16 protein-coding genes, 2 tRNA genes and 1 pseudogene are annotated in these 24,222 nt (G+C 73.8%); 16 read left to right on the top strand and 3 right to left on the bottom strand.

The window, feature by feature from the left end; translation table 11 throughout:
* Positions 1-22: 22 nt before the first annotated feature.
* Complete coding sequence (locus E7744_RS09600; RefSeq protein ID WP_246858385.1) at positions 23-493, bottom strand: hypothetical protein; 471 nt, start codon at positions 491-493, stop codon at positions 23-25.
* Between the two features lie 132 nt (positions 494-625).
* Here E7744_RS09600 and ilvD point away from each other — a divergent pair, with 132 nt between their 5' ends.
* The 15 genes and pseudogenes from ilvD (at position 626) to E7744_RS09525 (ending at position 20,078) form a co-directional block, all read left to right on the top strand.
* The gene (gene ilvD / locus E7744_RS09595) at positions 626-2,383 is read left to right on the top strand and encodes a dihydroxy-acid dehydratase (protein WP_256376011.1); all 1,758 of its coding nucleotides are present in this window, start codon (positions 626-628) and stop codon (positions 2,381-2,383) included.
* Positions 2,384-2,815: 432 nt separating this feature from the next.
* The gene (locus E7744_RS09590; protein ID WP_371415397.1) at positions 2,816-4,654 is read left to right on the top strand and encodes an acetolactate synthase large subunit; all 1,839 of its coding nucleotides are present in this window, start codon (positions 2,816-2,818) and stop codon (positions 4,652-4,654) included.
* A gap of 3 nt (positions 4,655-4,657) precedes the next feature.
* Complete coding sequence (gene ilvN, locus E7744_RS09585; RefSeq protein ID WP_137773916.1) at positions 4,658-5,170, top strand: acetolactate synthase small subunit; 513 nt, start codon at positions 4,658-4,660, stop codon at positions 5,168-5,170.
* A 103-nt stretch (positions 5,171-5,273) separates the two neighbouring features.
* Entirely contained in the window at positions 5,274-6,302 is a 1,029-nt protein-coding gene (gene ilvC / locus E7744_RS09580; protein WP_137773915.1) for a ketol-acid reductoisomerase, read from the top strand.
* A gap of 178 nt (positions 6,303-6,480) precedes the next feature.
* On the top strand, positions 6,481-8,079 hold the full coding sequence (serA, locus tag E7744_RS09575; RefSeq protein WP_137773914.1) for a phosphoglycerate dehydrogenase: 1,599 nt from the start codon (positions 6,481-6,483) through the stop codon (positions 8,077-8,079).
* Between the two features lie 6 nt (positions 8,080-8,085).
* On the top strand, positions 8,086-9,717 hold the full coding sequence (metG, locus tag E7744_RS09570) for a methionine--tRNA ligase (RefSeq protein WP_137773913.1): 1,632 nt from the start codon (positions 8,086-8,088) through the stop codon (positions 9,715-9,717).
* A gap of 171 nt (positions 9,718-9,888) precedes the next feature.
* A complete protein-coding gene (locus tag E7744_RS09565; RefSeq protein WP_137773912.1) occupies positions 9,889-11,013 on the top strand; it encodes a 3-isopropylmalate dehydrogenase in 1,125 nt (374 codons plus the stop codon).
* Positions 11,014-11,182: 169 nt separating this feature from the next.
* Positions 11,183-12,286, top strand: coding sequence for a branched-chain amino acid aminotransferase (locus tag E7744_RS09560; protein WP_137774971.1), 1,104 nt, complete (start codon positions 11,183-11,185; stop codon positions 12,284-12,286).
* Between the two features lie 72 nt (positions 12,287-12,358).
* Positions 12,359-13,153: a fumarylacetoacetate hydrolase family protein gene (locus E7744_RS09555; RefSeq protein ID WP_137773911.1), complete on the top strand. Its 795-nt coding sequence runs from the start codon at positions 12,359-12,361 to the stop codon at positions 13,151-13,153.
* Between the two features lie 45 nt (positions 13,154-13,198).
* Positions 13,199-14,745: pseudogene (gltX, locus tag E7744_RS09550) on the top strand (glutamate--tRNA ligase).
* Between the two features lie 181 nt (positions 14,746-14,926).
* A tRNA-Gln gene (locus E7744_RS09545) sits at positions 14,927-14,998 on the top strand.
* Between the two features lie 131 nt (positions 14,999-15,129).
* Positions 15,130-15,205, top strand: a tRNA-Glu gene (locus tag E7744_RS09540).
* Positions 15,206-15,325: 120 nt separating this feature from the next.
* On the top strand, positions 15,326-17,254 hold the full coding sequence (locus E7744_RS09535; protein ID WP_371415336.1) for a dynamin family protein: 1,929 nt from the start codon (positions 15,326-15,328) through the stop codon (positions 17,252-17,254).
* Positions 17,251-18,954 (top strand): GTPase family protein, encoded by a 1,704-nt coding sequence (locus tag E7744_RS09530; protein ID WP_137773909.1) that lies wholly within the window; start codon positions 17,251-17,253, stop codon positions 18,952-18,954. Before E7744_RS09535 ends, E7744_RS09530 begins: the two co-directional genes overlap by 4 nt.
* An 8-nt stretch (positions 18,955-18,962) precedes the next feature.
* Positions 18,963-20,078, top strand: a complete 1,116-nt coding sequence (locus tag E7744_RS09525) for a thiamine-monophosphate kinase (protein WP_246858384.1) — start codon at positions 18,963-18,965, stop codon at positions 20,076-20,078.
* Positions 20,079-20,159: 81 nt separating this feature from the next.
* On the opposite strand, the gene E7744_RS09520 is transcribed toward E7744_RS09525, so the two are convergent.
* Complete coding sequence (locus E7744_RS09520; RefSeq protein ID WP_256376010.1) at positions 20,160-21,629, bottom strand: UDP-glucose/GDP-mannose dehydrogenase family protein; 1,470 nt, start codon at positions 21,627-21,629, stop codon at positions 20,160-20,162.
* 225 nt (positions 21,630-21,854) lie between these two features.
* Positions 21,855-22,649, bottom strand: coding sequence for an IclR family transcriptional regulator (locus E7744_RS09515; RefSeq protein ID WP_246858383.1), 795 nt, complete (start codon positions 22,647-22,649; stop codon positions 21,855-21,857).
* 103 nt (positions 22,650-22,752) lie between these two features.
* Here E7744_RS09515 and leuC point away from each other — a divergent pair, with 103 nt between their 5' ends.
* Positions 22,753-24,222, top strand: coding sequence for a 3-isopropylmalate dehydratase large subunit (gene leuC / locus E7744_RS09510; protein WP_137773908.1), 1,470 nt, complete (start codon positions 22,753-22,755; stop codon positions 24,220-24,222).

Here is a 24,222-nt window from a genome sequence, read left to right as displayed (position 1 = left end):
CGGGAGGACCCGCAGTCGGCCGTCAGGCGCGTGGGAGCCGGTAGTACGAGTCGAGGGTGTCCATGAAGTGGGTCATGAACTGGTGGAAGTCCTCGGCGTCCTCCTCCTGGTGGACCACCACGGTGCCGTCGCCGTCCCCGGTGGGGCCGCCGTCGCGCATCCGCCCCGGCAGCGGGACGCGGGGCGCACCGGTGACCTCGAACCACGTGCGGAAGCCGGTGACGGTCTCCACCTGGTAGCCGGTGCCGGTGTCCGCGAGCGTGGCGACGTTGTCCAGGGCCACCGTGGCGATGCCGTCCGCGACCGGGACCTCCGGCAGCGTCCCGAGCTCCACGGGGCACAGCAGCATCTCCAGGGGCTGGTGCCGGTAGCCGATCACCCAGGCCGCGCCGCTGCCGGAGGGCTGGCCGTAGACGAGGTTGAAGTCCCCGTAGTTGAGGACCCGGGCGTCGAACGCCCCGCGGAGCAGCTGCTTGAGGTCCTCGCCGTTCATGCCGCCCAGTCTACGGACCGCCCCCCGGGCGGCCCGGAGGGACCCGACACCCGTCGTCACGCGCACCCCGCGCCGGGGGCCGGCGCGTCACGTGCGCCCTGCGGGGCGGCCCCCCGCCCTAGGATGGTCGCCATGACCAGCCCCAGCGCAGACACGACCCTTCCCGGCGGTCGAGACGGCCAGGACGCCGCCGCGGACCGCACCCCGGACATCAAGCCCCGCTCCCGGGCGGTGACCGACGGCATGGAGCGCGCTCCGGCCCGTGGCATGCTGCGAGCGGTCGGCATGGGGGACGAGGACTTCGCCAAGCCGCAGATCGGCATCGCCAGCTCGTGGAACGAGATCACCCCGTGCAACCTGTCCCTGGACCGGCTGGCGCAGGCCTCCAAGGAGGGCGTGCACGCGGGGGGCGGCTACCCGCTGGAGTTCGGCACCATCTCCGTCTCGGACGGCATCTCCATGGGCCACGACGGCATGCACTACTCGCTCGTCTCCCGCGAGGTTATCGCCGACTCGGTCGAGACCGTGATGCAGGCCGAGCGCCTCGACGGCTCCGTGCTGCTGGCCGGCTGCGACAAGTCCCTGCCGGGCATGCTGATGGCGGCGGCCCGCCTCGACGTCTCGAGCGTGTTCGTCTACGCCGGGTCCATCATGCCCGGCTACGCCAAGCTCGAGGACGGCACCGAGAAGCAGGTCACGCTGATCGACGCCTTCGAGGCCGTGGGCGCGTGCGCCCGCGGGCTGATGAGCGAGAAGGACCTGGACGCCATCGAGCGGGCCATCTGCCCGGGCGAGGGCGCGTGCGGCGGCATGTACACCGCCAACACCATGGCCTGCATCGGCGAGGCGCTGGGCATGTCCCTGCCGGGCTCCGCGGCCCCGCCCTCGGCGGACCGCCGGCGTGACTCCTTCTCCCGCCAGTCGGGCGAGGCCGTCGTCAACCTGCTGCGCCTGGGCATCACCGCGCGGGACATCATGACCAAGAAGGCGTTCGAGAACGCGATCGCCGTGACCATGGCCTTCGGCGGCTCCTCCAACGCCGTCCTGCACCTGCTGGCGATCGCCCGCGAGGCCGGCGTGGACCTGACCCTGGACGACTTCAACCGGATCGGCGACCGCGTCCCGCACCTGGGCGACCTCAAGCCCTTCGGCCAGTACGTCATGACGGACGTGGACAAGGTCGGCGGCGTCCCGGTGGTCATGAAGGCGCTGCTGGACGCCGGGCTGGTCCACGGCGACGCCCTGACCGTCACGGGCAAGACCGTGGCCGAGAACCTGGCCGGCATCAACCCGCCGGACCCGGACGGCAAGGTCCTGCGCGCCCTGGACGACCCGCTGCACCACAACGGCGGGCTCGCCGTGCTCAAGGGCTCGCTCGCCCCGGACGGCGCCGTGGTCAAGTCCGCCGGCTTCGACGCCGACGTCTTCGAGGGCACGGCCCGCGTGTTCGAGCGCGAGCGCCAAGCGATGGACGCCCTCGAGGCGGGCACCCTGCAGGCCGGGGACGTCGTCGTCATCCGCTACGAGGGCCCCAAGGGCGGCCCGGGCATGCGCGAGATGCTGGCCATCACCGGCGCCATCAAGGGCGCGGGCCTGGGCAAGGACGTCCTGCTGCTCACCGACGGCCGGTTCTCGGGCGGGACGACCGGCCTGTGCATCGGCCACATCGCCCCGGAGGCCGCCGACGGCGGCCCCATCGCCTTCGTGCGCGACGGGGACCGGATCCGCGTGGACATCGCCGCGCGCACCCTGGACCTGCTGGTGCCGGAGGACGAGCTGGCCGGGCGCCGCGCGGACTGGGAGCCCCTGCCGCCGAAGTTCACCACGGGTGTGCTGGGCAAGTACGCCAAGCTCGTCCACTCCGCCGCCGAGGGCGCGTACCTGGGCTGAGCCGGCCCGCTCCGTGGGCGGCGCCGCACCCCGGCGCTGTCCACGGAGCGGACACCCGTCTCACGATGTGAGACACGGGCGGGGGCGATTGGCACCCGGCCGACCGCTCGGGAATACTGATGCACATGTCCGACATGCGACTAGTCGTCGTCAGCCAGCGCGGGGCCTGAACCACGGTTCGGCCGGCGGGTCCGCCCGCCGCCACGCGCGAGACCCCGAGCGAGCCGACCGGCCGCCCCCGGGGTCTTTTTGTTGGACAGCAAGCATGGCGCCGGCCACCACATCGGCGCCACGGACTGCTCCGCCGGCAGGCGGACGCCACGGGGGACACCCGCGACGGGCACCAGAGGTACACAGCCGTACACCGGACACGCCAGTACGAGGCAAGAAGGCACAGCAATGAGTAACGGATCCCGCATCACCCCGTCGGTGATGACGTCCCATGCGCCCCGCGACCAGCGGGACCGGAACGACTCCCCGAGCGAGAGCCTGGTCCCCGGGCCCAACCGCGTCGTCGAACCGGTCGCCATGACCGGTTCGCAGGCCATCGTCAGGTCCCTGGAGGAGCTCGGCGTCACCGACGTCTTCGGCCTCCCGGGCGGGGCGATCCTGCCCACCTACGACCCGCTGATGGACTCCCCGACCATCCGCCACGTCCTCGTGCGCCACGAGCAGGGCGCCGGGCACGCGGCCCAGGGGTACTACCTGGCCACCGGCCGGCCCGGCGTGGCGATCGCCACCTCGGGCCCGGGCGCCACGAACCTCGTCACCGCGATCGCGGACGCCCACATGGACTCCGAGGCCTGCGTGTTCATCACCGGCCAGGTCTCCTCGAGCGCCATCGGCACGGACGCCTTCCAGGAGGCGGACATCGTCGGCATCACGATGCCGATCACCAAGCACTCCCGCCTGGTGACCAAGGCCCAGGACATCCCGCAGGCGCTGGCCGAGGCCTTCCACATCGCCACGACCGGCCGGCCCGGCCCCGTGCTGGTGGACGTGGCCAAGGACGCCCAGCAGGCGCAGATGGAGTTCTCCTGGCCGCCGCGGATCGACCTGCCCGGCTACCGCCCGGTCGTGCGCGGGCACTCGAAGCAGGTCCGCGAGGCGGCCCGGCTCATCCAGCACGCCGAGCGCCCCGTGCTCTACGTGGGCGGCGGCGTCTCCCGCGGCCACGCCAGCGCCGAGCTGGCCGAGCTGGCCGAGCTGACCGGCGCCCCCGTGGTCACCACGCTCACCGCGCGGGGCGTGTTCCCGGACTCGCACCGCCAGCACCTGGGCATGCCGGGCATGCACGGCTCCGTGGCCGCCGTCTCCGCGCTGCAGATGTCCGACCTGCTGATCACCCTCGGGGCCCGCTTCGACGACCGCGTCACCGGGCTGCTGTCCAGCTTCGCGCCGCGGGCCAAGGTCATCCACGCGGACATCGACCCGGCCGAGATCTCGAAGAACCGGACCGCGGACGTGCCGATCGTCGGCTCCGTCAAGGAGATCATCCCCGAGCTGACCGCGGCGGTGCGCGACCTGCGCGAGGAGGCCGGCGCCCCCGACCTCGGCGAGTGGTGGACCGTGCTGGACCGGCTGCGCGAGACCTACCCGATGGGCTACACGCCCACCGCGGACGGGCTGATGTCCCCGCAGAAGGTCATCGAGCGCCTCGACGCCCACTCCGGCCCGGAGGCCGTGTACGTGGCCGGCGTGGGCCAGCACCAGATGTGGGCCAGCCAGTTCATCCGCTACGAGCGGCCGCACCAGTGGCTGAACTCGGCCGGGCTGGGCACCATGGGCTTCGCCGTGCCGGCGGCCATGGGCGCCAAGGTCGGGGACCCGGACCGCGTGGTCTGGGCGATCGACGGCGACGGCTGCTTCCAGATGACCAACCAGGAACTGGCGACCTGCCTGATCAACGACATCCCGATCAAGGTCGCGGTCATCAACAACTCCTCCCTCGGCATGGTGCGCCAGTGGCAGACGCTGTTCTACGAGTCCCGGTACTCCAACACGGACCTGAACACCGGCCACGACACCATCCGGGTCCCGGACTTCGTCAAGCTCGCCGAGGCCTACGGCTGCCTCGGGCTGCGCTGCGACCGCGAGGAGGACCTGGACGCCACGATCGAGCAGGCCATGGCCGTCAACGACCGCCCCGTGGTCGTGGACTTCGTGGTCTCGCGGGACTCCATGGTCTGGCCCATGGTGCCCGCCGGCGTGAGCAACGACGAGATCCAGGTGGCCCGGGACATGACCCCGGACTGGGACGAGGAGGACTGACCCATGGCACGACACACCCTGTCCGTCCTGGTGGAGGACGTGCCCGGCGTGCTGACGCGCGTCGCGAGCCTCTTCGCCCGACGGGCGTTCAACATCCACTCCCTCGCGGTCGGCACCTCGGAGATCGAGGGCCTGTCCCGGATCACCGTGGTGGTGGACGCCGAGGGCGACCTGCTCGAGCAGGTGACGAAGCAGCTGAACAAGCTCGTCAACGTCATCAAGATCGTCGAGCTCAGCGCCGGCAACTCGGTCCAGCGCGACCACCTGCTGGTCAAGGTCCGCTCCGACGCCGCCACCCGCTCGCAGGTGGTCCAGGCCGTCGAGCTGTTCCGCGCCTCGGTGGTGGACGTGTCCACCGACTCGGTGACCATCGAGGCCACCGGCGCCGCGGACAAGCTCGCCGCCCTGCTCGAGGTCCTCGAGCCCTTCGGGATCCGCGAGCTCGTGCGCTCCGGGACCATCGCCGTCGGGCGCGGGGGCAAGTCGATGACCGACCGAGCCCTGGCCAAGTCCTGAGCGCCACGTCCCGGGCGCTTCCTCCCGAGGCCCACGGCCCGGGCCGGACGCGCCCCACCCTTCTTCCGACCCCAACGACCCCAACACCACGAGGAGATCTCCTGTGACCACGAAGTACTACGAGGACGACGCCGACCTGTCGATCATCCAGGGCCGCACCGTCGCCGTCATCGGCTACGGCTCCCAGGGCCACGCCCACTCGCTGAGCCTGCGCGACTCCGGCGTCGACGTCCGCATCGGCCTGGCCGAGGGCTCCACGTCCCGCGCCAAGGCCGAGGCCGAGGGCCTGCGCGTCGTCTCCGTGGCCGAGGCCGCCGCCGAGGCGGACCTCATCATGATCCTGACCCCGGACCAGGTCCAGGCCGCCGTGTACAACGAGCACATCGCGCCGAACCTGCAGGACGGCGACGCCCTGTTCTTCGCGCACGGCTTCAACATCCGCTTCGGCTTCATCCAGCCGCCGGCCGGCGTGGACGTCGCCCTGGTCGCCCCCAAGGGCCCGGGCCACGTGGTCCGCCGCGAGTTCGAGGCCGGCCGCGGCGTGCCGGCCCTCATCGCCGTGGAGCAGGACGCCACCGGCAACGCCAAGGCCCTCGCGCTGTCCTACGCCCGGGGCATCGGCGGCACCCGCGCCGGCGTCATCGAGACCACCTTCACCGAGGAGACCGAGACCGACCTCTTCGGCGAGCAGGCCGTGCTGTGCGGCGGCGCCTCCAAGCTGATCCAGTACGGCTTCGAGACCCTCACCGAGGCCGGCTACCAGCCGGAGATCGCCTACTTCGAGGTCCTGCACGAGCTCAAGCTCATCGTGGACCTGATGGTCGAGGGCGGCATCGCCAAGCAGCGCTGGTCCGTCTCGGACACCGCCGAGTACGGCGACTACGTCTCCGGCCCGCGCGTGATCGACCCGCACGTCAAGGAGAACATGAAGGCCGTGCTGGCCGACATCCAGGACGGCACCTTCGCCAAGCGCTTCATGGACGACCAGGCCGCCGGGGCCCCGGAGTTCAAGAAGCTGCGCGCCGAGGGCGAGGCCCACCCGATCGAGAAGACCGGTCGCGAGCTGCGCCAGATGTTCTCCTGGCTGAAGGACTCCGACGACGACTACACCGAGGGCACCGCGGCCCGCTGAGCCGCCCCCTCGGCCCGGTCCTGCCGGTCCGCGACGGCCCCCCGCCCACGGCGGGGGGCCGTCGTCGTTCCCGTCGCACCCCGGCGAAGTTCGGGCCGGTGCCGCGGCAGGTCCTAGAATCGGGAACGGCCGACCTGTACCGTGCCGGCGCCACTGTCTACCCGAAGGTGATTGTCCCGTGTCTGAAACCAAGCCCGTCGTCCTCATCGCTGAAGAACTCTCCCCGGCCACCGTGGACGCCCTCGGTCCGGACTTCGAGATCAGGACCACGGACGGTTCCGACCGCGGACAGCTGCTGGCCGCCCTGCCGGAGGCCGACGCCGTGCTGATCCGGTCCGCCACGAAGATGGACGCCGAGGCGATCGCCGCGGCCCCGAAGCTGAAGGTCATCGCCCGCGCCGGCGTCGGGCTGGACAACGTGGACACCAAGGCCGCCACCCAGGCCGGCGTCATGGTCGTCAACGCCCCGACCTCCAACATCCTCTCCGCCGCGGAGCTGACCTGCGGCCACATCCTCGGCGTGGCCCGCAACATCGCCCCGGCCAACCGCGCCCTGAAGGGCGGGGAGTGGAAGCGCTCGAAGTACTCGGGCGTCGAGCTGTACGAGAAGAAGCTCGGCATCATCGGCCTGGGCCGCATCGGCTCCCTCGTGGCCGAGCGCATGCGCTCCTTCGGCATGGAGATCCTGGCCTACGACCCCTACGTCACCTCCGCCCGTGCCCAGCAGATGGGCGCGCGCCTGCTGGGCCTGGACGAGCTGCTGGCCGAGGCGGACTTCATCACCATCCACATGCCGAAGACCCCGGAGACGGTGGGGATGATCTCGGACGACCAGTTCGCCCGGATGAAGGACACCGCCTTCGTCGTCAACGTGGCCCGCGGCGGGCTCATCGACGAGGACGCGCTGGAGCGCGCCCTGGCCTCCGGCGCCATCGGCGGCGCCGCGATCGACGTGTTCTCCTCCGAGCCGGCGATCGACCTGCCGTTCTTCGCCCACGACAACGCCGTGGTGACCCCGCACCTGGGCGCCTCCACCACGGAGGCCCAGGAGAAGGCCGGCGTCTCGGTGGCCAAGTCCGTGCGCCTGGCCCTGGCCGGCGAGCTCGTCCCCGACGCGGTCAACGTCGCCGGCGGCGTCATCCACGAGGACGTGCGTCCGGGGATCCCGCTGGCGGAGAAGCTCGGCCGGATCCTCACCGCGCTGTCCGTCGGGGACTCCCTGACCGTCGTGGAGCTCGAGGTCGCCGGCGAGATCGCGGACAAGGACGTGAAGTCCCTGCAGCTGGCCGCGCTCAAGGGCGTGTTCACGGACGTGGTCTCCGACCAGGTCTCCTACGTCAACGCCCCGGTCCTGGCCGAGCAGCGTGGCGTCGAGTCCCGCCTGACGACCACCTCGGAGTCCCCGGCCTACCGCAACACCGTCACGGTCAAGGGCGCCACCTCCAACGGCACCCAGCTGTCCGTGGCCGGCACCCTGACCGGCCCCAAGCAGGTCCAGAAGGTCGTGGGGATCGACGGCTACGAGCTCGAGGTGCCCCTCGCCGAGCACCTGCTGGTCTTCCGCTACGCGGACCGCCCGGGCGTGATCGGCACGATCGGCAAGATGCTCGGGGACGCCGGCGTGAACATCGCCGGCATGGACGTCTCCCGCCAGGTCGAGGGCGGCGAGGCCCTGGCCCTGCTGACCCTGGACGCGGCCGTGCCGGCCGGCGTCGCCGAGGAGCTCGGCCGGGCCATCGGCGCCTCCCGGGTCGCCGGCATCGACCTGGAGGACTGAGCGCCCGTGTCCGAGAGCTACTTCCTGTCCACGGCCATCTCGTACCCGAACGGCGAGCCGCACATCGGCCACGCCTACGAGTACGTGGGCGCCGACGTCATGGCCCGGTTCCAGCGGCTGGACGGCAAGGACGTGTTCTTCCTGACCGGCACGGACGAGCACGGCCAGAAGATGCAGCAGACCGCCGAGGCGGAGGGCATCACCCCGCTGGAGCTGGCCACGCGCAACGCAGCGGCCTTCCAGGCGGTGGACGACGACGTGCTGGACGTGTCCTACGACCGGTTCATCCGCACCACGGACGCCGACCACCGCGCGTCCGTGCAGGAGATCTGGCGTCGGATGGAGGCCGCGGGGGACATCTACCTCGGCAGCTACGCCGGCTGGTACTCGGTGCGGGACGAGCGGTTCTTCGGCGAGGACGAGACCCACGTGGGTGAGGACGGTGTGCGGTACGCCACCGAGACCGGCACCGAGGTGACGTGGACGGAGGAGGAGAGCTACTTCTTCCGCCTCTCGAGGTACCAGGAGCCGCTGCTCGAGCTGTACCGCACCCGGCCGCAGTTCGCCGCGCCGCAGTACCGGTTCAACGAGGTCATCCGCTTCGTCGAGTCCGGCCTGGAGGACCTGTCCATCTCCCGCACCTCCTTCGACTGGGGCATCGACGTGCCCGCCCCGGCCGGCGGGACCGCCGTCGGGCCGGACGGGCAGCCGGTGACGCCGAGCCGCGAGCACGTGATGTACGTGTGGGTGGACGCGCTGACGAACTACCTCACCGGCGCGGGCTTCCCGGATACCGGCTCGGAGCGGTTCGGCCGGTACTGGCCCGCGGACCTGCACGTCATCGGCAAGGACATCTCCCGGTTCCACTGCATCTTCTGGCCCGCCTTCCTCATGAGCGCCGGCCTGGAGCTGCCGCGGCGGGTCATGATCCACGGCTTCCTCAACAACGAGGGCCAGAAGATGTCCAAGTCGCTGGGCAACGTGGTGGCCCCCGCCGACTGGGTGGCCCACTACGGCCTGGACGCCGTGCGGTTCTTCCTGCTGCGCGAGTTCCCCTTCGGCGCGGACGGCTCCTACAGCCACGACGCGGTGGTGGGCCGCAAGAACGCGGACCTGGCCAACAACCTGGGCAACCTCGCCCAGCGGTCTCTGTCCATGGTGGCCAAGAACCTCGGCGGCGCCGTGCCGGAGCCGGGGGAGTACACCGCCGCGGACCGGTCCCTGCTGGACCGGGCGTCCGGGCTGCTGGAGACCGCCCGGGCGGACTTCGCCGTGCAGGACTTCCACCACGCGCTGGAGACCACGTGGGCCGTGCTCGGCGAGGCGAACGCCTACTTCGCCGAGCAGCAGCCGTGGGTGCTGCGCAAGACGGACCCGGACCGGATGGCCACGGTGCTGTACGTGACCCTGGAGACCGTGCGCCGGGTGGCGCTGCTGGTCCAGCCCGTGATGCCGGGCTCGGCCACGCGCCTGCTGGACCTGCTCGGCGTGGCGGCCGGGGGCGACGCCGGCCGCACCGGTTCCTCGGCCACCGGCCCGCGGTCCTTCGCGGCCTGGGACGAGGCCCTCGTCCCGGGCACCGCGCTGCCCGCCCCGGTGCCCGTCTTCCCCCGGCACGAGGAGCCCGAGGCCGGCTGACCGGTCACCCTCCCACCCCCGATGACTTTGCGGGCAGGAACCACCGGTGGTTCCTGCCCGCAAAGTCAAGGGAGGGGATGAGGCATGGGCGGGGGCGGAGTGGCGTCCACATGGTGGACGGAGGGACCACATGGTGGACCTCCGGACGGGGCGCGGCCTAGCCTGAACGGCATGGAACGCGTCTCCTTCCCGGCCTCCACGTCCGCCCCGTCCGCCACCGGCAGCACCCCCGGCGTCCTGGACCTCGCCGTGATCGGCGGGGACGGGATCGGCCCCGAGGTCACGGCCGAGGCGCTCAAGGTGATGCGGGCCGCCACGGCGCAGGCGGGCGACCCGGAGATCCGGGCCACCGAGTACTCCCTCGGGGCGGCCCACTGGCTCGAGACCGGCGAGACCCTCACGGACGAGACGCTGGAGCGCCTGCGCGGCCACGACGCGATCCTGTTCGGCGCGGTGGGCGCGGACCCCAACGACACCCGGATCCCCTCGGGCCTGATCGAGCGCGAGCTGCTCCTGCGCCTGCGGTTCACCCTGGACCACGGCGTGAACCTGCGCCCCGCCCGGCTGTACCCGGGGGTGCCGAGCCCGCTGGCCGAGCCCGGGGACATCGACTTCGTGGTGGTGCGCGAGGGCACCGAGGGGCCCTACGTGGGCAACGGCGGGGCGATCCGCACCGGCACGCCCCAGGAGATCGCCACCGAGGTCTCCATCAACACCGCCTTCGGCGTGGAGCGCGTGGTGCGCCACGCGTTCGCCCTGGCGGACTCGCGTCCCCGCCGGCACGTCTCGCTCGTGCACAAGCACAACGTCCTGGTGCACGCCGGGCACCTGTGGCGGCGCACCGTGGAGGCCGTGGCCGCCGAGTTCCCGGACGTCACCCACGACTACATGCACGTGGACGCGGCCACCATCTACCTGACCACGGACCCGGCCCGCTTCGACGTGATCGTCACGGACAACCTCTTCGGCGACATCCTCACGGACCTGGCCGCCGCCGTCACCGGCGGGATCGGCCTGGCGGCCTCCGGCAACCTCAACATCTCCGGCACGGCGCCGTCCATGTTCGAGCCGGTCCACGGCTCGGCCCCGGACATCGCCGGCCAGCAGAAGGCCGACCCCACCGCCGCGATCCTCTCGGGCGCGCTGCTGCTGGAGCAGGCCGGCCGGGCGGACGCCGCCAAGCGGATCAACGAGGCCGTGTGGGCGGACATCGCCGCCCGCGGCGAGGCCGGCTCGGCCCAGTCCGGCCCGCGCACGACCGCGCAGGTCGGGGACGCGATCGCCGCCGCCGTCTGAGCGGGCCGCGGCCTGCCGGCCATCGGCGCCGGGCGGTGACCGGGTCCTATGATGGACTCACCCCTCCCGGCGCCCCAGCGCTCCGACGCTGTCCACCGGGTCCGTCAAGGAACCCACCGCGCGCCCGTGCCGGCGCGCCCGGCCCAACGAGAAGGAAGCAGTCGTGACCATGGAATTCGCCGTCCACCCCCAGACCTCGCCCGTCACCGAGGAGAGGCGGCGGGAGATCCTGGCAGACCCCGGCTTCGGCCAGCACTTCACGGACCACATGGTCTCGATCGACTGGACCCGCGGCGGCGAGGGCGGGCAGGACGGCGGCACGTGGCACGACGCCCGGATCGAGCCCTTCGGACCGCTCACCCTCTCCCCGGCGGCCGCGGTGTTCCACTACGCGCAGGAGATCTTCGAGGGCCTCAAGGCCTACCGCCACGCCGACGGCTCCGTGTGGACGTTCCGCCCGCAGGCCAACGCGGCCCGGCTGAACCGCTCCGCGCGCCGGCTGGCCCTGCCGGAGCTGCCGGAGGAGGACTTCCTCGAGTCCCTGCGGCTGCTGGTGTCCACGGACGAGGCCTGGGTGCCGGACGGCGAGGGCCAGTCCCTGTACCTGCGCCCGTTCATGTTCGCCTCCGAGGCGTTCCTCGGGGTGCGCCCGGCCAACGAGATCGCCTACAAGGTGATCGCCTCCCCGGCCGGCAACTACTTCGGCGGCGAGCTCAAGCCCGTCTCCATCTGGGTGTCCCGGGACTTCGCCCGCGCCGGCCACGGCGGCACGGGCGCCGCCAAGTTCGGCGGCAACTACGCGGCCTCCCTCGCGGCCCAGCTGGAGGCCTCGGCGCACGGCTGCGACCAGGTCCTGTTCCTGGATCCCGTGCGGGACAACGCGGTCGAGGAGCTCGGCGGCATGAACGTCTTCTTCGTGTTCCGGGACGGCTCGCTCGTCACCCCGGAGCTGACGGGCACCATCCTCGAGGGCGTGACGCGCTCCTCCGTGCTGCAGCTGGGCCGGGACCGCGGACTGGACGTGGTGGAGCGGCGGATCACCCTGGACGAGTGGCGCGAGGGCGTGGCCGGCGGCGAGATCACCGAGGTCTTCGCGTGCGGCACGGCCGCCGTCATCACGCCGATCGGGCGGCTGGTGGACGGGGAGGAGCACTTCGACTCCCCGGCCGTCACCCCGGGCGACTCCGTGGCCCTGGACATCCGCCATGAGCTGCTGGACCTGCAGACCGGCCACGGCGAGGACCGCCACGGCTGGCTCTACCGCCTGGCCTGAGCCGGCGGGGCGCCCCCGCTCCCACGGCGCACGACGACCTCCCGCCCTGCCGGCAGACAGTACGCTGGGAGCATGCGCATCGCCCGTTTCGTCGCCCAGTCAGAGCCCGTGTACGGCATCGTCGAGGGGGAGCCGGATGCCCCCGCGGAGGAGCTGACGGTCACCGAGCTGCACGGTGACCCGTTCTTCCAGGGCATCCAGCCCACCTCCACGCGGCACGCCCTGGCCGACGTGCGGCTGGTGGCCCCCATCATCCCGCGGTCCAAGGTGGTCGGCGTCGGGCGCAACTGGGCGGACCACGCCGCCGAGCTGGGCAACGAGGTCCCGGACCGCCCGCAGTTCTTCCTCAAGCCGAACACCTCCGTGGTGGGCCCGGGGGAGCCGGTCACGCTGCCGTCCTGGTCCGAGGAGGTCTCCTACGAGGCGGAACTGGCGGTCGTCATCGGGACGATCTGCAAGGACGTCCCCCTCGGCCGCGTGGACGACGTGGTGTTCGGCTACACCGTGGCCAACGACCTCACCGCCCGGGACGCCCAGCGCTCGGACCTGCAGTGGGCCCGGGCCAAGGGCTTCGACGGCGCGTGCCCGCTGGGGCCGTGGATCGAGACCGGCCTGGACTCCTCCGCCACGGAGGACCTGCGCATCACCATGGCGCTGGACGGCCGGACGGTGCAGGACGGCACCACGGCGGACATGGTCTTCGGCGTCCGGGAGATCGTGGCCGCGGCCTCCGAGGCCTTCACGCTGCTGCCCGGGGACGTCATCCTCACCGGGACGCCGGCCGGCGTCGGGACGGTCGAGGCGGGCCAGCGCACCGAGGCGAGCATCGAGGGCATCGGGACCCTGGCCAGCGTCTACCGCCGCTGAGCGCCGGCCGGGCCGGCCGGCGTCGATAATAGACTGGCAGTCATCATGACGACTGCACACTCCGCCACGGCCCCTGCCGACATCCCCGCCGTCCCCGCCGACGCCCCCGTCCGCGTCCGCTTCTGCCCCTCGCCCACCGGGACCCCCACGTGGGGCTCATCCGCACGGCCCTGTTCAACTGGGGCTGGGCGCGGCACACGGGCGGGACCATGGTGTTCCGGATCGAGGACACCGACGCCAAGCGCGACTCCGAGGAGAGCTACCGCCAACTGCTGGACGCCATGGCGTGGCTCGGGATCGACTGGGACGAGGGCGTCGAGGTCGGCGGCCCGCACGGGCCCTACCGCCAGTCCCAGCGCGGGGAGGTCTACCAGGACGTCATCGCCCGCCTGCGGGAGGCCGGCTACATCTACGAGAGCTTCTCCTCCCCGGAGGAGATCGAGGCCCGGCACCGGGCCGCCGGCCGCGACCCCAAGCTGGGCTACGACGGCTTCGACCGGGACCTGAGCGAGGAGCAGGCCGCGGCCTTCCGCGCCGAGGGCCGCCAGCCGGTGCTGCGCCTGCGCATGCCGGACGAGGACATCACCTTCACGGACACCATCCGCGGGGACATCACCTTCCAGGCCGGCTCCGTGCCGGACTTCGTGGTGGTCCGCGCCGACGGCTCGCCGCTGTACACGCTCGTCAACCCCGTGGACGACGCCCTGATGGAGATCACCCACGTGCTGCGCGGCGAGGACCTGCTCTCCTCCACCCCGCGGCAGATCGCCCTGTACCGCGCGCTGCACGCGGTGGGCGTGGCCAAGTACCTGCCGGAGTTCGGCCACCTGCCCTACGTCATGGGCGAGGGCAACAAGAAGCTGTCCAAGCGCGACCCGCAGTCCAACCTGTTCCTGCACCGCGAGCACGGGTTCATCCCCGAGGGGCTGCTGAACTACCTCGCGCTGCTGGGCTGGTCCCTGTCCGCGGACGAGGACATCTTCACGCGCGAGCAGTTCGTGGAGCACTTCGACGTCCACGACGTGCTGGCCAATCCGGCCCGCTTCGACGAGAAGAAGGCCACGGCCATCAACGGCACGCACGTGCGCCTGCTGGACGGCGCGGACTTCCGCGACCGCCTGGTGCCCCACCTGCGGGCCGCGGGCCTGGTGTCCGACCCGCTCACCCGGCGCCAGGGGGAGATCCTCGACGCCGCCGCGCCGCTCGTGCAGGAGCGCGTCGCCCTGCTGGGCGAGGCCGTGGACATGCTCGCCTTCCTGTTCCAGGAGGACGAGCAGGTCACGACGGCGGACGGGGCCCTCAAGGGGATGCCCGCCGACCTCGGCGCGGCCCTGGCGGCCGCGCGGTCCGGGCTCTCCGGGATCCCCGAGGGGCAGTGGACCACCGCGGTGATCGAGGAGGCCCTCCGGTCCGCGCTGATCGACGGCCTGGGCCTCAAGCCGCGGCAGGCCTTCGGGCCCGTGCGCACGGCCGTGTCCGGCAAGAAGGTGTCCCCGCCGCTGTTCGAGTCCCTCGAGATCCTCGGCCGGGACTCCGCGCTCGCCCGGATCGACCGCTTCGCCGCGGAGCAGGGCGTCTCGACGGCCTCCTGAGCTCTCCCCGCGGCGTCCCGGCACGGTGCCGGGACGCCGCGGGGGGCGGGGCGCGCCCCCGCCGGGACGCCGTTTTGGCATCCCGGCGAAACACCGGTATAGTAAACACCCGTGCCGGAGAGATCCGGTGCGGATGGCCCAAGGGGATCCCGCGAGACCGGGAGATTCACTTGACAGCCATTGGGGTATGGTGTAATTGGCAACACAACGGTTTCTGGTACCGTCATTCTAGGTTCGAGTCCTGGTACCCCAGCGGAATCCACCGAATGCGGTGGAGACCAGCCCCGGATCCACCGATTTGGTGGAAGCGGGGAGAGTATGAAATACTCATGGAGTTGCCCGGGAGGCCACGCCGGAAGGCGCGGAGTCCAGGACAACGGTGACGGCCCCATCGTATAGCGGCCTAGTACGCCGCCCTCTCACGGCGGTAACGCGGGTTCGAATCCCGCTGGGGTCACCACAGCCGAAAGGCCCGGTCCACTGGACCGGGCCTTTCGCGTTCCCGGACACGGCACCACCACGGCGGCCGCTCCGGCGGCCGCCATCGGGCGGGGCGCCGGGACAGTGCCATGATGGGACGGTGAGCACACCGAGCACGCCCAGCACCGCAGGAGCACCCGACGGCGAGCGGCCGGCGGACGCGCCCCGGGTCGCCGCCGAGGCCGTGGACGTCCTCGGTCGCCTGCGCGCGGAACTGGACCTCGTCAGCCTCCCGCTCGCGATCGACGGGGCCGCGCGCGCCGAGGCGCAGCGCCGGGCCGCGGCCGACCAGCTCGACGACTACGTCCTGCCGCGCTACCGCAGCCTGGACGCGCCCCTGCTGGCCGTCGTCGGCGGCTCCACCGGGGCCGGCAAGTCCACCCTCGTCAACGCCCTCGTGGGCTACCCCGTCACGCGCGCCGGCGCCATCCGCCCCACCACGCGGCAGCCGATCCTGCTGCACCACCCGGGGGACGTGGAGTGGTTCACCACGGCCCGGGTGCTGCCGGGCCTGTCCCGGACCACCGGACACCGCGCGGGGGCCGGCGGCCCCGTGCCGGCGGACCGCGCCGGGGTGGACCCGGACCCGGCGGCCACGGAGACCCTCGTGCTCGTCGGCGAGCCGTGGCTGCCGGCGGGCCTGGCGGTGCTGGACGCCCCGGACATCGACTCGATCGCGGACGAGAACCGCCGACTGGCCGCGCAGCTGCTCTCCGCCGCCGACCTGTGGATCTTCGTCACCACCGCGAACCGCTACGCCGACGCCGTGCCGTGGGAGGTCCTGCTGGACGCCGCCGCCCGGGACATCACGGTGGCGGTCGTCCTCGACCGCGTACCCCCCGGCGTGGAGGAGGAGGTCGCCGCGGACCTGCGCGCCCTGCTGGGGCGGCGCGGCCTGGGCGGGGCCGAGCTGTTCGTGGTGGCCGAGTCCCCGCTGGACGAGGACGGCATGCTCCCCGCGGACGCGGTCCGGCCCCTGCAGGACTGGCTGGCCTCGATCGCGGCGGACGCCGGGTCCCGCTCCGCGGTGGCCCGCCGCACGCTCAACGGCGTGGTGCGGCAGCTCGCGGCGAGGACGGAGTCCCTGGCCGAGGCCGAGGACGACCAGCGCCGCGCGGCCGCCCGGCTCGCGGACGACGTGGCCTCCGCCTACGGGCAGGCCCGCCAGGGCGTCCTGTCCGCCACGCACGACGGCACGCTGCTGCGCGGGGAGGTGCTGAGCCGCTGGCAGGACTTCGTGGGCACCGGTGAGTTCTTCCGCTCCCTCGAGTCCGGGATCGGGCGGCTGCGGGACCGGCTCACGGCGTTCCTCACGGGCCGTCCCGCACCGCCGGAGGAGGTCGGCACCGCGATCGAGACGGGGCTGCACGCCGTCCTCGTGGAGCAGGCCGCCGCGGCCGCCGAGGAGTCCGAGCAGCGCTGGCGCCAGGACGCCGCCGGGCGGGGGCTGGTGGAGGGACGGGACCTGTCCCGCGTGCCGGAGGACTTCCCGGACCGCGCCGCCGGCCAGATCCGCGACTGGCAGCAGGACCTCATCCGGCTCATCGAGGCCGAGGGGGCCGGCAAGCGCACCGCGGCGCGGCTGTCCGCCCTGGGCGTGAACGGGGTGGCCGTCACCCTGATGATCGTCTCCTTCGCCTCCACCGGTGGGCTGCTCGGCATCGAGGTGGGCATCGCCGGCGGCACCGCGGTGGTGGCCCAGAAGCTGCTGGAGTCCATCTTCGGCGAGGACGCCGTGCGCCGCCTCGCCCGCCGCTCCCAGGCCGACCTCGCGGCGCGCGTGGACGCGCTGCTCGACGAGGACGCGCGCCGCTTCACGGACCTTCTGGAGGGCGTGCGACCGGCGGAGGACACCGCGCGGCTGCGCGCCCTCGTGCCGTCGCTGCGCCGGCTGGCCGGGCCCGGGCCCGCCGGCGTGGGGCCGGCCGGGACCGATCCGGCCGGGACCGATCCGGCGGGGACAAGGCCGGAGGGGACCGGGCCGGGACCGGACCCGGTCGGGCCGGAGCGCCGGGGAGAGCGGGCATGAGCGCCGCGTCGCCGTCCCGGCGCGGAGACGCCGTGCCCCTGGAGCGCAAGCTCGCGGCCCTCGAGGAGGCCGCGGGGCTCGCCGCGGGCCGCGTGCCGGAGGAGGCCCTCGCCGGGGCCCGGCAGGTGGTGGAGCGAGCCGGCCAGCGGCGCCGGCTCTCCGCCGAGCACACGGTGGTCGGCTTCTTCGGGGCCACCGGCTCCGGCAAGTCCAGCCTGTTCAACGCCGTCACGGGACATCCCCTCGCCCGGGCCGCCGCCACCCGGCCGACCACGTCCGAGCCCCTGGCCGCCGTGTGGGGCGCCGAGGGCTCCGGGCCCCTGCTCGACTGGCTCGGGGTGGACCGGCGGCACCTGCTGGACGGCCCGGCCGCCGGCGCCGAGCTGACCACCCGGTGGGGCGGGCGCCGTCCCTCGGGTGGCCTGATCCTGCTGGACCTGCCGGACTTCGACTCGATCGCCGCGGGACACCGGGAGGTCGTCCAGCGGCTCGTCGGCCAGGTGGACGTCCTCGTGTGGGTCGTGGACCCGCAGAAGTACGCGGACGCGGCCCTGCACCGGGAGTTCCTGGAGCCGCTCGCCGCGCACCGGGCCGTCACGCTCGTGGTGCTGAACCAGGTCGACCGGCTGGCCCCGCGGGACGTGGACCGGGTGGTGGCCTCGCTGCGGGACATCCTCGCCCGGGACGGGCTGGACCGGGTGCCCGTCCATCCCGTCTCGGCGACCACCGGGGCCGGGGTCGACGCCGTGCGGGAGGCGATCGCCGAGGTCGCCGCGCAGCGCTCCGCCGCGACCGAGCGACTGCTCTCGGACGTGCGCACCGCCGCCCGCGCGCTCGGCGACCGGGACGCGGCCGGCGTCCCGGCCGGCGTCGGGACCCCGGCCGAGGACCGGCTGGTGGACGCCCTCGCGGAGGCCTCCGGGGCCGGGACCGTGGTGCGCGCGGTCGAGCGGTCCTACCGGCTCGAGGCCACGCGCCGCACCGGGTGGCCCGTGCTGCGCTGGCTGGCCCGCACGCGCCAGGACCCGCTGCGCCGGCTGGGCCTGCGCCGGGGTGCCGGCGGGGCGAACCGGACCGGGACGGGGGAGTGGTCCGGGCCCGCGCCCGACGACCCGCGGCTGCACCGCACGTCGCTGCCCGAACGCAGCCCCGCGCAGCGCGCCCAGGCCGACGGGGCGATCCGCGCCTTCGCCGACGCCGCGAGCGCCGGGGCCCCCGACGCGTGGCGCTCCGCGGCCCGCCGGGCCGCCCGCAGCCACGCCGAGGCGCTGCCGGACGCCCTCGACCAGGCGATCACCGCCACCGACCTGCGCGCCGGGGTGGGCTCGTGGTGGTGGCACGTGGTCAACGTGCTGCAGTGGCTCGCACTGCTGGCCGCCGTGGCGGGAGCGGCCTGGCTCGGCGGCCTGGCGCTCGCCGCCTACCTGCAGTTCCGCCTGCCGCCGGCCCCGGACGTGGAGGGCTTCCCGCTGCCCACCCTGCTGCTGCTCGGCGGGCTGCTCACCGGGCTGCTGCTGTCCCTGCTGAGCGCACCCCTCGTGCGCCTCGCGGGCCGGTCCCGGGCGCGCCGGGCCCGACGCCGGCTGCGCGCCTCGATCGCGCGCGTCACCGAGGAGCGGGTCGTGGCGCCCGTCCGCGAGGAGATCGCCCGCTACGGGCGGTTCCGGGAGGCGCTGGCGGCGGCCAGCGGGAAGCACTGAACGCCCCGGTGCCCGGGTGCGGGGCCGTCGTCGGCGGGCTCGGCGAGGCGGGCGTCCTGCGCGTGCTCGAGCGGCGCTTCGCGACCGTCCCGGCCGCCGGCGACTGGCCGGAGGGCACGGTGGGCCCGGGGGACGACGCCGCCGTGGTGGCCGCCCCCGACGGCCGCTTCGTCATCACCACCGACGCCATGGCGCAGGACCGGGACTTCCGGCTGCGCTGGCCCGCCGAGGCGTCCCGCCGCGGGGCCCGCGCGGACTTCGCCGCCGGCCATGCGACCGGCTGGAAGGCCGCCGCCCAGAACCTCTCGGACGTCAACGCGATGGGTGCCACGCCCACCGGGATCCTGCTGGCGCTGACCATGCCGGGGCGGACCCCCGTGGCCTGGGTCGACGGGCTGGCCGCGGGCATCGCCGGGGCCGTGCGCCACCTCGGGGCGCGGGACTGCCGGGTGGTGGGCGGGGACCTCGGCTCGGACGACCGCATCACGCTGGCCATCACGGCCACGGGCGACCTCGGCGGCCGGCCCCCCGTGCGGCGCACCCTTCCCCGCGGGGTGCCGGCGGACCGGCCGGTCGACCTCGTGCTGTGCGGGCACGCCGGCTGGTCCGCCGCCGGGCTGGCGGTCCTGGACACCCCGCGGGCGGAGCTGCTGGAGCGGCTCGGCGCCGGCGGCACGGGATCGTCGGCCGCTCCGGCCCCCGGACCCGGGGTGCACCGGCTGGCGGCGCTCGCGGCCGGTCGCCAGTGGCGGCCGCGGCCCGTGCTCGGCTCCGGCCGGGTGGCGGCCCGGGCGGGGGCGCTGGCCATGATGGACGTCTCCGACGGGGTGCTCAAGGACGCCGGTCGCCTGGCCGCCGCGAACGGCCGCCGCGTGGAACTGGACCCGGAGTGGATCCGGGCCGAGGCGGCAGTGCTGGAGCCGCTGGCGCGCGCCCTGGGGGCGGACGCCGGGGACTGGGTGGCCGCGGGCGGCGAGGACTACGGGCTGCTCGCCGTGCTGCCCGCCGGCACCCCGCCGCCAGCGGGCTTCCGCCGCATCGGGCGGCTGCTGCTCGGCTCGCCGGGGGCACCGGACGGGGTCACGGGCGCACCCGCCGGCGGGGGCGGTTGGGACCACTTCTGAGCCCCGCCGGCGGGAGGGCCGGGACGACCCCGGGTCCCGTCGGAGGTGCGGCCGGCACCCGCCGACGGGCCCGGGGCCGGCTCAGCCCCCGCGGCCGGTGTCCGGGGCGAAGCGGTGGCCCAGGGCGGCGAGGGTGAACCCGGCCTCGCGCCAGGCGGTGGGGTCGAGCACGTTGCGCCCGTCGACGATGTTGCGCCGGTTCACGAACGTGGCGACGTGGTCCGGGTCCAGGGCCCGGAACTCGTCCCATTCCGTGAGCAGGATGACGAGGTCGGCCCCGGTGATGGCCTCCCGGCACGTGTCCACGTAGCCCAGGCGGGGGAACCGGGCGGCGGCGTTGGCATTGCCCTTCGGGTCGTACACGGACACCTCGGCACCGGCGGTGTAGAGCCGGTTGGCCACGTCCAGGGCGGGGGAGTCGCGCACGTCGTCGGAGTCGGGCTTGAACGTGGTGCCCAGCATCGCGATCCGCGCCCCGTTGAGCACCTGCACGGAGACCGGGTCCGGCACGTGCCCGGACCCGCCGTTGGCGGTGCAGCGGGTGACGCCGTCGCGGTCGTGGGAGAGCACCTGCACGGCCAGGTCCACCACCCGGTCCCGGCGGCGCAGGTTGATGTCGTCCATCTCGGCCAGGAAGCGCATGGTGCGGTCCAGGCCGAGCTCGGACACCCTGGCCTGCAGGGCGCGGATGTCCTTGGGCAGGCAGCCGCCGCCGAAGCCGACCCCGGCGTTGAGGAAGCGCCGGCCGATGCGCGGGTCGTGGCCGATCGCGTCGGCCAGGGTGCCGATGTCCCCGCCCACGGCCTCGGTGATCTCGCTGAAGGCGTTGATGAAGCTGATCTTCGTGGCCAGGAACGCGTTCGCGGCGACCTTGACCAGCTCGGCGGTCTCGTAGTCGGTGCGGATCCACGGGGTGCCGGCGGCCACGGCGTCGGCGTACACCCGGCACAGCACCTGCTCGGCGTGGTCGCTGGCCACCCCCACCACGAGCCGGTCCGGTGACAGGGTGTCCTGGACCGCGAACCCCTCGCGCAGGAACTCGGGGTTCCAGGCCAGCTCCACCCGTCCGGGCAGCCCGTTGGCCGCCCGCGTCTCGGCCAGCAGGCCGGCCAGCCGGGCGGCGGTGCCGACCGGCACCGTGGACTTGCCCACCACCAGCGCGTCCCGGGTGATGTGCCCGGCCAGCGCGGTCACCGCGGCGTCCACGTAGCGCAGGTCCGCCGCGGACTCCCCGGGCCGCTGCGGGGTGCCCACCCCGATGAAGTGCACGTCCGCCCAGGCCCCGGCCTGCTCGTAGCAGGTGGTGAACCGCAGCCGGCCCGAGGCCACGTGCCGCCTCAGCAGCTCGGCCAGGCCGGGCTCGTGGAAGGGCAGCTCGCCGCGGGAGAGCGCCTCGACCTTGGCCGGGTCCACGTCCACCCCCAGCACCTCGAAGCCCAGCTCCGCCATGCACGCCGCGTGCGTGGCCCCCAGGTACCCCGTCCCGATCACCGCGATCCGCAGCGGGTCGGTGGTGGAGGCGTGCAGGGACGGCGCGGCGGTGGTGGTCACGATCGGTCTCGGTCCTGTCCGGTCGGGGAACGGTGCAGGCCACCCGCCCGGAGCAGGGGCCCTCAGCCGCACGATAGGCCCCCAATCGGCCTGCAGGCCATCCCCCGGCCAACGGCAGGCCAACGCGGGGAGAACTTCCCGGCGCGGTCGCGGTCGCCCGGGGCCGGCCCTCCCGGGGACGCTCGGCGCGCGACGGCGCCGGTGCGGCCTCAGCCGGCCGAGGCCTCAGCCGGCCGGGGCCTCGGCGGACCGGATGAGCTCGGTGAGGTTGTGCGCCGCCCGCACCACCGTCTCGGCGTGGACCCGGCCCGGCTGCCGGGTCAGCCGCTCGATCGGTCCCGAGATGGACACGGCGGCGATCACCCGTCCGCTCGGGCTGCGCACCGGCGCGGAGACCGAGGCCACCCCGGGCTCCCGCTCGCCCAGGGACTGCGCCCAGCCACGGCGGCGGACGGCGGCCAGGACGGTCGGCGTGAACACCGCCCCCGTGAGACCCTCCACGAGCCGCTCGTGGTCCTCCCACGCGAGCAGCACCTGGGCGGCCGAGCCGGCCTTCATGGACAGGCGCGTGCCCACCGGGATCGTGTCCCGCAGTCCCACGGGGCGCTCGGCGCTGGCCACGCACACGCGGCTGTCGGCCTGCCGGCGGAACAGCTGGGAGCTCTCCCCGGTGGCATCGCGCAGCCGGGACAGCACGGGGCCGGCGGCGGTGGTCAGCCGGTCCTCGCCGGCGGCCGAGGCCAGCTCCGAGAGCCGGCTGCCGAGGATGTAGCGGCCCTGCAGGTCGCGGGCCACGAGGCGGTGGTGCACGAGCGCCGAGGCCAGCCGGTGCAGGGTGGGCCGGGCGATGCCGGTGGCCGTCACGAGCTGGGCCAGGCTCGTGGGACCCGCCTCGAGCGCGTCGAGGATCGCGGCCGACTTGTCCACCACGCCCACCCCGCTGGGCCGGTGGAGGGCGTGCAGCCGGGGTGCGGGGGCGTCGTCGCCGGCCGGGGCGGCGTCCGGAGCGGTGATGTCCATACTGTGATACTACCGTCTCATTATGTGAGATTACCACCGCACCGCTGGTCGGCCCGAGCGGCGTGGTGCGACAGTGAGGGGGTCAGTGGCGGAAGGACTTGAGATGGCACACGACGCAACCGGCGCGGCGGCACCGCGCACGCTCGCCGAGAAGGTCTGGCAGGACCACGTGGTCGTGCCCGGCGAGGGGCAGGGCGAGGCCCGCACCCCGGACCTGCTCTACATCGACCTGCACCTCGTGCACGAGGTCACCAGTCCGCAGGCCTTCGAGGGGCTGCGCCTGGCCGGCCGTCCCGTGCGCCGGCCGGACCTGACGATCGCCACCGAGGACCACAACACCCCCACGCTGGAGATCGACAAGCCGATCGCGGACCCGGTCTCGGCCAAGCAGATCCAGACGCTGCGGGACAACGCCGCCGAGTTCGGCATCCGCCTGCACTCCCTCGGCGACGCCGAGCAGGGCATCGTGCACGTGGTCGGCCCGCAGCTGGGCCTGACCCAGCCGGGCATGACCGTGGTGTGCGGCGACTCGCACACCTCCACCCACGGCGCGTTCGGCGCCCTGGCCTTCGGCATCGGCACCTCCGAGGTGGAGCACGTGCTGGCCACCCAGACGCTGCCGCTCAAGCCGTTCCGGACGATGGCGATCACCGTGGAGGGCACCCTGCGCGAGGGGGTCACCGCCAAGGACATCATCCTCGCCGTCATCGCCAAGATCGGCACCGGCGGCGGGCAGGGCTACGTGCTGGAGTACCGCGGCTCGGCCATCCGCTCGCTGTCCATGGACGCGCGCATGACGATCTGCAACATGTCCATCGAGGCCGGCGCCCGCGCCGGCATGATCGCCCCGGACGAGACCACCTTCGAGTACCTCAAGGGCCGCCCGCACGCCCCGCAGGGCGAGGACTGGGACGCCGCCGTCGAGTACTGGCGCTCGCTGGCCACGGACGAGGGCGCGGCCTTCGACGCCGAGGTGTTCCTGGACGCGGACGCGCTGGAGCCCTTCGTGACGTGGGGCACCAACCCCGGCCAGGGCGTCTCCCTGAACGACACCGTGCCCGTCCCCGAGGACTTCGAGGACCCCAACGCCCAGGCCGCCGCCCGGCGCGCCCTGGAGTACATGGACCTCACCCCCGGGATGCCGATGAAGGACATCCGCGTGGACACGGTCTTCCTGGGCTCGTGCACCAACTCCCGGATCGAGGACCTGCGCACCGCCGCGGCGATCATCCAGGGCCAGTCCAAGGCCGAGGACGTGCGCATGATCGTGGTGCCGGGCTCGGCCCGCGTGCGCCTGCAGGCCGAGGCCGAGGGGCTGGACCGCGTGTTCACCGACTTCGGCGCGGAGTGGCGCTTCGCCGGGTGCTCCATGTGCCTGGGCATGAACCCGGACCAGCTGGCCCCGGGGGAGCGCTGCGCCTCCACCTCCAACCGCAACTTCGAGGGCCGCCAGGGCAAGGGCGGCCGGACCCACCTGGTCTCGCCCGTGGTGGCCGCCGCGACCGCGATCCGCGGCACGCTGTCCTCGCCGTCCGACCTGACCGCCCGCCAGCCCGAGACCCAGGAGGCCTGA

It is taken from the genome of Citricoccus sp. SGAir0253 (assembly GCF_005877055.1).
Taxonomy (GTDB): Bacteria; Actinomycetota; Actinomycetes; order Actinomycetales; family Micrococcaceae; genus Citricoccus.
The sequence above is the reverse complement of the archived record's forward strand: the minus strand, read 5'-3'. Positions and strand labels throughout refer to the sequence as shown.

What these genes read in the sequence shown, in the direction of transcription:
- E7744_RS09600 (WP_246858385.1), bottom strand. Translation starts at nt 493, where the DNA reads ATGAACGGCGAGGACCTCAAGCAGCTGCTCCGCGGGGCGTTCGACGCC.
- ilvD (WP_256376011.1), top strand. Translation starts at nt 626, where the DNA reads ATGACCAGCCCCAGCGCAGACACGACCCTTCCCGGCGGTCGAGACGGC.
- E7744_RS09590 (WP_371415397.1), top strand. Translation starts at nt 2,816, where the DNA reads ATGACGTCCCATGCGCCCCGCGACCAGCGGGACCGGAACGACTCCCCG.
- ilvN (WP_137773916.1), top strand. Translation starts at nt 4,658, where the DNA reads ATGGCACGACACACCCTGTCCGTCCTGGTGGAGGACGTGCCCGGCGTG.
- E7744_RS09565 (WP_137773912.1), top strand. Translation starts at nt 9,889, where the DNA reads ATGGAACGCGTCTCCTTCCCGGCCTCCACGTCCGCCCCGTCCGCCACC.
- E7744_RS09560 (WP_137774971.1), top strand. Translation starts at nt 11,183, where the DNA reads ATGGAATTCGCCGTCCACCCCCAGACCTCGCCCGTCACCGAGGAGAGG.
- E7744_RS09555 (WP_137773911.1), top strand. Translation starts at nt 12,359, where the DNA reads ATGCGCATCGCCCGTTTCGTCGCCCAGTCAGAGCCCGTGTACGGCATC.
- E7744_RS09530 (WP_137773909.1), top strand. Translation starts at nt 17,251, where the DNA reads ATGAGCGCCGCGTCGCCGTCCCGGCGCGGAGACGCCGTGCCCCTGGAG.
- E7744_RS09515 (WP_246858383.1), bottom strand. Translation starts at nt 22,649, where the DNA reads ATGGACATCACCGCTCCGGACGCCGCCCCGGCCGGCGACGACGCCCCC.
- leuC (WP_137773908.1), top strand. Translation starts at nt 22,753, where the DNA reads ATGGCACACGACGCAACCGGCGCGGCGGCACCGCGCACGCTCGCCGAG.